Here is a 10,906-nt window from a genome sequence, read left to right as displayed (position 1 = left end):
AAGACGCATAATGGTCTGGAACTTCTCTCTGGTCTCTCCCTTCTGCTCTGCAAGAAACAAAGCCGATTCATGATCCCGCTTCCACCTGATGTGGGAATTATAGGCTTCACGCATATGTTCGTCCTGAGTAAAGCTCATGTACTTTTCTCTGGCGTTGGCTATCTGAGGATTGTTTTTCAAGATGTTTTCCATAATACCATCCTCCTTATTCAGGCCTTCATTTTTGAGATAATAAAGCCAGTTGTCCAGACTCTTATCCAGATTGTAAGCAGTAATCTTGGGAAGTTCAAGGAAATGCAGGGAAAGGTGATCCGTCAGGAGCAGTTCCGGCGTATCCTTTTCTCTAAGCATGAAGCAGAGGTGGTATCGATCCACATTCTTAAACATCTTAAAATCAAGGATATTGATGCAGACCACAGGACGCAGGGTAGAATAATTGTCACCTGTAACCAGCTGATCTCCGTAGAGGTCAGTCCAGTAATACAAAGCCCGTTCCCCGAAAAAGCCCTTATCCGAGTTCTGCATTTCCATATCAATCCACCTGCCGTCAGAAGATTTTGCCTTGATATCCAGTATGGTTTCTTTGGCATTGAGGATGGTCTGGATGTTGAAAGGGTTTTTAATCACAAGGTCTGTGATCAGAGGGAATCCTGAGTTTTTCATAACGGCATTGATAAAATCAATGAGAATGGGCTTATGCTCTTCCTTGCCGAAGAGAAACTTGAAGAAAATATCCGATGTGGGCTTTACATAAAAATCCGTGAGCATCTGGTTCAAGGGGGCCTCCCGCTGGTTGCTGGTTCATATGACAGGGAGAACCATAACCTGAAAAAGGGGCAGTGGGAAGGGGGGAGTAGGAAGGGGGGCAGCCAGCACAGGGCAGGCACAAAGAACCTGCCCTGTGCACGGCATTATACCCCCTACCCCACCTGCAGGGCCTTCAGCACGGGAAGCTGCTTTTGGGCAAACTCCTCAGCCTGCCGGGTAATCTCTGCGATGTTTTCTTCCATGGTGTCCAGGGCCTTGCCTTCCTTCACGATGCGCTGGCCCTGCGCCGCCAGTATATCCCAGACAAAGGCGGCCTGTTCCGCAGGCTGTTTTTTACCCTTGGCCGCTGCAAGCAAATAGAGCTGCTGGAACCGCCCCACCTGTATGCCGCTGCCCGTAACGGGGCTTGCAAGGTAGCTGATGTCTCCGCTGCTGCGGGCTTTGTCCATAATAAAGGCGTTCAGCTTATCCGTGCGCTTTTTCATCTTCTGGATGACACCATCCTCCTGAACGGCTGCAAAATGACCCGCACCGGCAAGCACCATCACAGACTGCAAGACCTGCACAAAGCTGATCTTCTTTTCATCCATGGCCTTTACTATCTGGCCTATGGTTTTGGGCTTATGGTCTGCCATGAAATCCAGAATGGGAAGATAAACACCCTCGTTCATGGTGGCTTCGCCCAAAGTGCCGTTTACCTTCAAAGATATATCCGGTCTGTGGGATACCAGCACCACCCGCTGCTCCCGGATGCTTTCGGCCTGCTCTAAGGGCTGGAGCTTACGGATGCCCTTGACCCAGTAATCCCTTCGGAACTGCTGGTTCACCATGAAGTCCCGGACTGTCTCACGGAACAGAGGATGGGGAATGTCCTTTAACAGGGCCTGCTGCTCTTCGGTGAGGTTCAAGGCATCAATGTGATCCATGTAATGTGCGGAACAGGCATAGGAGAGCTTGGCAGGTTCCAGCCATTCACCCATGGTGGATACATGCATGGGGTGCCAGTCTTTGTTGAAATACTCATGGGCAAGGTAATGGCGGTTCTGCTCCTTCACCTTGGTAAGCCTGTCGGCTATCTGGGTGTTGGCACGGGCGTAAAGGGGCTGGGTAGCCATGAGCTTTTCTGCAAAAATGAGGGATGCGTCTATGCGGCTTAGGATACCGCTGCCCTCGGCACCCATGACTTCGGAATGCTCTGTCATCAGATGACGCATGGGAGCAAAGGCAGCCCAGCCGGGTAAAGTGTTGTAGCTGATGTAGAGCACACCGCCCACATTGAGTTTCCTGCGGATGAAATCCACAATCACAGCCCGGTTGTCATCGGATATCCAGCTCCAGATGCCGTGCAGCCCGATATAATCAAAGCCGGGAAGGTCGTCTTTGGCACAGAACTCATCAAAGGCTGCATCGGAAAGATGGAGATCCGCACCGGATATATCGGCAAGGCCTCTGGCAAAGGCTGCCTGTGACGGGTTGAAATCCGTACCATGCCAGATACCGGGGGATGCGGCTGCGTGGATGTTCACACTTAAACCCTGACCAAAACCCAGCTCACAGGCGGTTTTTACTTCGGGATAGACAAGGCCTGCGTTCAGAAAAGCAAGGCGCAGCAGCAGGGGGTTCAGCTCTTTGTAGTATCCGTAGGTATAGCCGATATCCGATACATAACCCGATGACCAGTCTGACATGGTGATCCTTTCTATGATTGAAGATGGTTATTGCCCTCACCCATGGATGACTGCAAACCAGCGGCAAAGGCTGCCCGTGCCGTAAGGGTTATGGCCAGCCTGTTTTTCAGATGGGCAATCTGCTGATCCGTACTGTGGATGCTGATGACCAGCTGCCGGGCTTCATGGCTCAGTCCGGAGACCTCGTAAACACTGCCGTCCAGATCAAGTTTGGCTGGAAGAACAACAGGCGCATCCGGAGGCGGAAGAAGGGCAAGGTTAAAAACAGCGGGTGCAGCCTTTAGTTCTGCATGGGGAAGTTCCGGCCCGGATACAGAAGAATGATTCATGGAGGGGGAGCTGACAAAAGCCCCTTGTTGTTCCGAAGCAGTGTTTACAGGTGTATTGTTAAACAGAATAAGTCCTGAAGAAGATACGGTGGAAGGAGCGGGGCTGAAAGAAGAAGATGCGGCAAGCTCAGAAATGATGTTTGCAGCACGGGTTTCATAATCTTCCGGCAGCGCCTCTGTTTTACGAATGCCGGGAAAATACCTTAAAAGCATACCATGAAACAAACCGCCCACATACCATGAAACACCCAGAACAGGCAGTACAAGCAACACTGTGGTCAGAAAAAAACCCGCAAGATTTCCCGGTGTAAAATGCAGATGGGAAAGCTGGGTTTTCCAGAAAAGAAGGACCGCAATAAAAAAAACAAGGGCCATGGGCAAAGGAGAATCCAGCAGAGACTTACGGGGAAGACAGATGCAGTCATCATCCACAAGCCAGGCCCTTGCAAAGGCGGCTGCAAGGGTTTCCGGGGCATACCCCTTAGCTATCAGACGGGCAAGGCGGGTTTTATCTGCCTGATGCCTTGAAGCATAAGTGTTTTGTATGGCAGCAAGCAGAAGGACGGAGGCCAGATCCACAAATTTTTCCGCATCCCAAGAGGCCTCTGACAGAAGACTTTGTTTCAGCTCTGTGTCCTGTCGCATGTTCTCAAACCGGGGAAATTCACTGCAATGGTATCTGTTCATGGTTTCTTTTGCCTGAAGGGCTTAATCCTTATTGCTAAAATTTCAGCATATCATCATCTTCACCAAACAAGACATCCAGATCCACATCTTCAACCTGCTGAGCTGCAGCTTCCTGCCGTCCCTGATGCTCCAACATTTTTTCCAGACGCTCTATCAGATTGGTTGAAATCAAATGGCTGTAAATAAATGTCAGAATCCCCCTGTTTTTCAGATCCGCCAACTGCTCAAGAGGTAAAGCTTCCAGCGCAGCTTCATCAATACGATAAAACCCCTTAATCACAATCGGTACACCGTTTGCCTTATCCTGGACCTTTAAATCCCACTCCATAAAGAGATTCATCTCGGACAGTACCTTACAGGCAGCATATGTGACCCGTCTGTTGTGATCCGTCTGCTCATAAAAATGCAGCAGGTTTTTCATATCCGGTGAAAGGTTGCCCTCTTGATCAAATATACGGGAATATTTTTCACCCCTTGCCAGTTTTTCCGGCATAACCAACGCACTGTCCGGGTCAAAACACAGCACCATTTTATCGTCTGAAGCAGTACGGGCTATGCGAAAAGGATAAGTACGAAGCTGAGCGGGTATATAGTCACCCACCCACTGTCCCTGAGGGTTTACAAAAAGATTATTATCTTCTTTCAGGCCCAGCAAGGCAACAGGGAATAGCTGCTCTGAATCATCACGCATAAAAAGAACAGGAAAACTTAAACAAGCCTTGGCAAACTCCGCACCAACAAGGGGAAAATACATAAACCTTTTTGCATAGTGGTAATTATGCGATCGTATCCATACATATTCCCCGTGCTTAGATACGCTAATGGCCTCAAGATTTTGTGTCACTATATATTCTCCCTATTTTTCTTTACAACGAATCAGATTTTTTTTTGCAAAGGGTGTTTTTTACTATCACTTATTTTTTCTGCATTAATGTTAATATGGCTGTGTGTGGAATGAACACATATCATATTAAAAGAAGAAATTCCGGGCCACAAATTATATTTTATACCAAAATAATTCTTATCATTATAATAGGGCGTAATATGCCAATACAAAGAATAACCAAGCTCCCATAACAACTCTATCAATTCAGCAGAATATTCGACACGGTCGTTTTCAACATAAAGAAGAGGAGGAGTCACGGATATAAGCTTGCGCAAACCTGAAATAACTGCCGCTTCCATACCTTCAACATCAATTTTTATAAACGCAGGCTTTGGAAGGTAATTCAAATCACTCAAGCTTTTTGCTTCCACCCTTACAGCATCTGCGTCAGGTAATGACTTTTTACTATTAACCAAGGAAACAGCACCAAAGTTGCCCGGAGCATGGTAATTTTGAACCTTAACAACTAATTCTTGTGATCGATCTGCCAAGGCAAAGGGAAGGCAACGCACATTGTTAAGACCATTTATACTCACATTAGCAGCTAGATTGTTAAAGATAACTGGTTGAGGCTCAAAAGCAACAATTCTGCCTGACTCGCCAACAAGATGCGCCAAGGGCACTGTCAAAGCGCCAATATTAGCTCCTACATCCCACACGCAGCTACCTGGCTCAATCAATTTAGAAAATAATGAAACCTCATGCTCACAATACTCTCCATAAAGCTCAAGGGACTTTCCGATATAATGGTCATGTAAATTATACACAAAATATCCGTGCCGTCCTTTTACCATGCGCTGGGTCTCAGATAAAACCTTAATGTCATGCATTAAATGACCTCATAAATTGATTGAAACGATTTGTTTTTGTCTATCTTCTTCAACTTTGTTTTAAGCTTTTGAAGGTCATCATAAAGATCAAACTTTTCAGAAAACAGCTCGATGTAACTGGAGGCAGCCTGGTATCTTGATAATTTAATTGCAGCCAGACAGGAATTAAAAATATACTTTGGCTCATCGGGCTTTTTCAATACAGCTTGCTCAAACAAACTCAAAGCATTTTCAGGCAAAGCCCTTCTCATCATAATAACCCCCATCATATTCAACAATTCTGAATTATCAAAGCGATGTCTCAAATTTTCAACCAACAACTGCAACTTCCCCAGCTTAAGCCCTGTTGCCTCAGTGCGCAAATAGTTCATGGCTTGAGTTACATTCTCAATATCTGCCCCCGGTTCCATTTCCATTACTGAATCAGAATTACTACAAAAGCAAAAATCTTGTATTTTTTTAATATGTTCACGTTTTTTAGTAGCCTTAAAATTTCTGGCTACTTTCAGGGGTACATAGCCACCGACATGCCACTCCTTGGGGAGGGTATGCCCTTCAGGAAATGGCCGGGTATCATAACCAACATCGTAGAAGGTGTCATGGGTCAGGGTATAGGGCTTGATCAAGGGCCATATATACCTCTGTTGAAACTGTTGATCCGCCCAGCGGCTCATTCCAGGGCGGTAGTAATCTTCAACAAGCTTTTCCAGATCCGGCAACCAGCCTGATACGCCACCCCAGAGACCTGCCAACATAATTTCTGCGTGCTGAACATGATCCCGCATAAGATGGAAAGGCTTACCCGAATCCAGCCACTCCTGAACGGCCAGATATTCCTTGTCGTTTAGCAAGGCATCGCAATCACGACAAATAAAATAATCAACATCAGGATCATTTGCAGCATAAAATCGCCAGAAAAGGCCAGTATAACGCCCTCTGGATTCATCCATCAGCTTTACCTGAGCACCCTCTTTACGCAAAGCATCAAGAATTTCATCCGGAACGCTGCTGCCGCAGTAAAAACGAGCTGTCCAGCCCGGATATATTCTTCTGGCAAGCTGTGCATTGGCAACGGCTGCAAGGGTATATTTTTCATTATCACCAAATAAGCTGAAGGCAATAATATTACGCTCAGGCTTGTCACTATTGAATTCTGGAAGAGTGCGATCTCCCCAGCCCGCCGTTACTTCCTGCACCCAGTTCAGATCCGCACTTTCATGGCCGCTTCTGTCCTTAAACTCCAAAAGCCATTGACCACTAGGAATGGCGGTTTGATCTTCACCGGCTTTGCCGTAGGTTTTAAGTATTTCTGTGTGGTACCCAAATCCATCTCGCAAATTTTCCGGTATTAAATCAAGCCAGGCTTGTGATTTTTGGAAATTAATCTGCTCCCGGTAAAGACGGGACAAACGCAGATAAATATTAATATCCGGGTTAGCGGAATTTGCCTGATTTTCATCTTTTGCAAGAAGAATTTCTTCCAGCTTTTCATATTCTTCAAATTCAAAAAGCAAATCAAAAAAATAAGACTCCAGCTGGGGAGTCATTTCCTCATTCTTTTCAAGGCAAGCGTTGTAATAGGACTGCAGCAGCTCAAACATCGGTCTGCGGGCATCCCTACTCATATATGCCATATAAAGACGGATTACATACAAAGGGTTGGAGGCATCCAACGAAACCAGGTACTCTCCAACCTGTTCAGCCTTCCCATAGTCTTTATAATGTAAATGGATCAAAAGCAGATTATTCAGAGCATCTTTAAAATCAGGGGCTGCTTCCAGAGCTTTGCTAATATACCGATATGCCTGATCAAACTGCTCTCGGGCAAGATATATGGCACCGATATTGCCTAAAACAACAGCATGATCTGGTCGAAGTCGTAACAACTTATGATAGCTTTGCAGAGCCTTTTCATAATTGCCTTTGACATGAAGACGCTGAGCTTCTTCAAGATGACGAATAAAACCCTTAGAAGCTGGTATAGCGATTCGCTTTCTTCGTTTCATAGATTTCCACACCGGGAGGGCATATATGAAAAAATCCCCACCCGAAGGTGGGGATTTCTAAGTTAGACAAAAATGATACGATACTAATTATTTAGGCTGCTTGTAAACCCAGATCAAATACGGATTCAACATTGGTAACACCAGTCAGCTCAACAAGGAGATCATCATCAGCATCGAATCCTGCTGTCGCATCGGCATTGGTAACATAGGTATTGCCACCAAATTCGAACACGGAGTTACCAGTGCTTGCAAAAGCAGCTGCTTCTACAGCAGCCCAGCTGGTGCCAGCAAGGGCAAGCTCGAGACTGCCAGGGGTTCCTGAGGCGTCCGCTTCAACAAGAGTATAAGTTCCATCTAATGCCAACTGATCACCACCGGTCAGGCTGAAGTCCGTGATGGTAACTTTGCCTGTGATACTGGTTCCTGCATCAAGGTATTCCTGCTGAGCTTCGTAATTATCCCAAGTTTCAGAAACAGGGTCTGTTGCCGCAATATAAGCAAGATCAGCACCATCAATCACTAGGCCCGATCCTGCTTGTTCCGTTGAGGCTGCAAGGGTTATGGTGACAACTCCACTTGTATTGCCGACAGTGATACCCTGCAGTTCAGGATTTACCAACTCATTTGTTGTTGCATCCGTTGCAGCAACTGCTTCTGAAATAGCAGTTGCAATGGCACCACCAACGTCATCGGCAGTAAGTTCTGAGGCTACAGTACCTGAGGGAGCAGCAGCTCTTAATTCAACGGTGATTTCTACACCATTTAGCGTTATAGTCATCACTTCTGCAGGCGTATCACTTGCTTCGGCATCAGAAGCTATCGTTTCTGCAGTGAATGATACTGCATCCGTCACTCCTGCTGTTGTTGCCGAAGTAGCTGCGCTATCAGTCAAGTTAAAGATATCTGCACCCAAACCACCCGTCAGCGTATGCTCGCCATTGGCTTTTACCCAAATCACGTCATCCTGAATACCACCCACAACCGTTACATCTCTACCTTCACCGACAGTAATTTCATTGGTACCGATGTTGGAGCCGATGATCTCGGCCGTACCCTGAGCAACACCCGTTACATCCTGATCAGCAAGCTCAACGATAAAGTCACCCTTCAGCTCACGGGCATTAATTTCAATGTTTTCTGCCTTTGAGCCGACAGCCTGATCAAATTCAACTGCGCCATTGCCTCTTATTTCAGACTGGGACAGTGCATTGAGACTCGCATCAACTGTAAACTCTTCTGCCGTTGTGATATTGAGAACCTGTACTTTATTCAGGTCTGCAGAAGTAAGAGTAAAGTCTTCACTTGCCGTAATATCAATCTGGTTGGCTTCTTTAGCGTTGAGTGTAAGAGCACCTTCACCGAGGGTAAGATTCAGGGTTTCGGCTGCATCCACATTCAATGTTGCAGCAGCTCCCATTGCTCCTTCTGCCAGAACATTCACCTGCGTTGCCTTAGCTGCGGTAAGCGTACCATTAAATTCAGTAAGCTCAGCACCTTCAGTGGTATCTTCCGCATTTTGCTTAGCAGATTTTACAACAAGGGTAACCAGCTCTGCTTCGGCAGCAGTCATCTCACCAGTATAAGTGCTGTTTTCAGATACCATGAATGTAACATTGGAGGCATTAACCGCTACGACATTGGCACTGGAGGAAGTAGCGTTACCAACATTTGCCTGCAAATCACCTTTGCAGTCCACAAAATCTACCTTGCCTGCTACGGTGGCAACGGCAAGATTACCGTACCCATCGTAGGTCAGGGTACTTGCTGAACCACTGGCCAGCGCCACAGTCAGGTCCTCTGTCTGCATGTTGGCCAGAACAACCGGCCCTGTTACCCTTGCATATACAAATGTTTCCAGATCCTGAATCTTGGTGCCGTCAATGGTGAGCCTGCCCGCAAGGGCACCAGACTGCGCCACAGTAAGCTTTCCAACCTCCTGCATATCCAGACTAAGGGCACGGGAAGTGGTATTATCGGCATTGATCCGCAAAGCATTACTGCCTTCGCCGCCGGATATGGCCGCTGTGGCGGAAAGACCGCTCACATTAACCGTAAAGCTGTTGTCACCACTTCCGCCCTCAATGGATGCAAGCTTGGAGCTGGTTATACCGGTAAGATCACCAGTTACAGTACCTTTACTGTCAGAGGCATCAACAGAAGTTACAGTGCTGGCCACATTACTAAAGGCCAGAGTCCCTGCGCCTGTAACAGTAAGCGTCTTGGAGCCGTTTCCATCCAGATCAATGCGATTGTACGAGGACATGGCATTGAGGGTAAGATGTTCAATACCATTGGTCTTCAGGACAACGGAACGGGGATTATCGGTATTGTCACAAAGATCACCAAGCCGCCCCACACCATTCAGGCCAAGGGTAAGGGCATCGTTCTGACCAGCTACGGCTTTAGCATCAAAACCGATATTAAGGTTACTGTCTCCGGTGCCTTTTGCCTGTGCCTGACCTGTTACCTCAACGGTAATTCCCGCTTCAGCAAGGTTGGTAAGCTTCACGGCACCTTCGGTAGCGTCCAGCTTATAAGTTTCCACATCCTCAACGTTTTTGGCATTGAAGGAACGCTCAAACTTGGTGGAATTGGTCAGTTCAACGGTTCCCACGTTCTTCATGAAACCGCCATCATCGCCACCGCTGAAGCCATTGAAATTGGCATTCATGGTTACCTGAAGGGTATTGTTGCCTTCGCCACCATCAATCTGATCTGTTGCGTCCAGGGTACGCTTGGTAGCAAGGTTATCCACCACACCCTTGATGGTGTCGTTATTCTCTGTGGTCTTGAACCCTTCTTCTGCATCGGGGCCTACAATGTCCTTACCAGTAGTGAGGGTAATGGTCTCACCGGGAACGCCGGGATCGGGGACGTCTGCATCAACTTTTTCCTTAGCTGCGGCAACAGTAGACTCATCATCTGTTACCTCGGAAACATATCCCACAAACTCATCAAGTTCAGAAACTTTAAGGTCTTCTCCGGGTACCTTATCTGCCGTGTAATCGGATACTGCAACACGGTTGTTAAAGGTAGCATAACCCACAGGATCAATTTCTTTATTATCTTCTATAGCGGCTATAAATTCTGCGGCTACTTCACCTCGGCTCGCACCACCTTCAAGGGATGCCACCCAGTGATCAAGGCCTTCTGCATCCGGAGCTTTATTCATGGTATTGAGATAAAGCATTTCTACAAAGGCTGCATCATCATCATACTTATCACCATAAAACTCTTCAGCAGCATCGGTTTCAACCATGCCCTGAGCTGCAGACTGCATGTCTTCCGCACCCTGCCAGAACTTGTTACCTGCACCTTCGGAAGCCCGGCCGAACAGTGCCACATAAAGTTGAGAAACCTGCGTTTGTGTTAAAGCCATGAGTCTATACCTCCACTTAATGTTGTTTTTGCCCGGATACCAAGACATTGCACAGCCCGGGAGTTTCCGAACTTCTCAAACCAACGTTTACTTACCGGATACAAAAACCATTCCGAAGCAAACAAATTTTCTGAACTAAATTTTTCAAAGGCACAATATCAAAAACAGCACGTACCATGCAACAAAAAAAAACAAAACAAAAATATTATCAGTCAAAAAAGATTGTTTGCCTGATTTTTTCAGCTTACAAAAAACATTATCACATATACTTTTTTGCCAAAAAACAAAACCCTTAACCCCATAAACCATTTAAACAAACCCCGAAAAAAGCAA

General features: G+C 46.6%; 7 protein-coding genes. All 7 read right to left on the bottom strand.

Annotation, left to right across the window (positions count from 1 at the left end; genetic code table 11):
* Positions 1-768, bottom strand: a 768-nt coding sequence (locus FIM25_RS06290; RefSeq protein WP_246052039.1) for an Rpn family recombination-promoting nuclease/putative transposase, incomplete at its 3' end; no start/stop codon positions are given.
* A 152-nt stretch (positions 769-920) separates the two neighbouring features.
* Positions 921-2,456, bottom strand: coding sequence for a class I SAM-dependent methyltransferase (locus FIM25_RS06285; protein ID WP_139447410.1), 1,536 nt, complete (start codon positions 2,454-2,456; stop codon positions 921-923).
* An 11-nt stretch (positions 2,457-2,467) separates the two neighbouring features.
* Positions 2,468-3,472 carry a DUF6447 family protein gene (locus tag FIM25_RS06280; protein WP_139447409.1) on the bottom strand — a complete coding sequence of 335 codons (1,005 nt, stop codon included), beginning with the start codon at positions 3,470-3,472 and terminating at the stop codon, positions 2,468-2,470.
* A 34-nt stretch (positions 3,473-3,506) separates the two neighbouring features.
* The gene (locus FIM25_RS06275) at positions 3,507-4,316 is read right to left on the bottom strand and encodes a SapC family protein (protein ID WP_179953202.1); all 810 of its coding nucleotides are present in this window, start codon (positions 4,314-4,316) and stop codon (positions 3,507-3,509) included.
* A gap of 32 nt (positions 4,317-4,348) precedes the next feature.
* Entirely contained in the window at positions 4,349-5,188 is an 840-nt protein-coding gene (locus FIM25_RS06270; RefSeq protein WP_139447407.1) for an FkbM family methyltransferase, read from the bottom strand.
* Positions 5,188-7,194 (bottom strand): tetratricopeptide repeat protein, encoded by a 2,007-nt coding sequence (locus FIM25_RS06265; protein ID WP_139447406.1) that lies wholly within the window; start codon positions 7,192-7,194, stop codon positions 5,188-5,190. Before FIM25_RS06265 ends, FIM25_RS06270 begins: the two co-directional genes overlap by 1 nt.
* 91 nt (positions 7,195-7,285) lie before the next feature.
* Positions 7,286-10,573 carry a DUF4214 domain-containing protein gene (locus FIM25_RS06260; protein WP_179953201.1) on the bottom strand — a complete coding sequence of 1,096 codons (3,288 nt, stop codon included), beginning with the start codon at positions 10,571-10,573 and terminating at the stop codon, positions 7,286-7,288.
* Positions 10,574-10,906: the final 333 nt, after the last annotated feature.

This window comes from Desulfobotulus mexicanus, from assembly GCF_006175995.1.
Lineage (GTDB): Bacteria > Desulfobacterota > Desulfobacteria > Desulfobacterales > ASO4-4 > Desulfobotulus > Desulfobotulus mexicanus.
Note: the sequence above shows the minus strand (reverse complement) of the source record. Positions and strands in the feature narration are given on the sequence as shown.

Coding starts and splice junctions, on each gene's coding strand:
- FIM25_RS06285 (WP_139447410.1), bottom strand. CDS start 2,456: ATGTCAGACTGGTCATCGGGTTATGTATCGGATATCGGCTATACCTAC.
- FIM25_RS06280 (WP_139447409.1), bottom strand. CDS start 3,472: ATGAACAGATACCATTGCAGTGAATTTCCCCGGTTTGAGAACATGCGA.
- FIM25_RS06270 (WP_139447407.1), bottom strand. CDS start 5,188: ATGCATGACATTAAGGTTTTATCTGAGACCCAGCGCATGGTAAAAGGA.
- FIM25_RS06265 (WP_139447406.1), bottom strand. CDS start 7,194: ATGAAACGAAGAAAGCGAATCGCTATACCAGCTTCTAAGGGTTTTATT.
- FIM25_RS06260 (WP_179953201.1), bottom strand. CDS start 10,573: ATGGCTTTAACACAAACGCAGGTTTCTCAACTTTATGTGGCACTGTTC.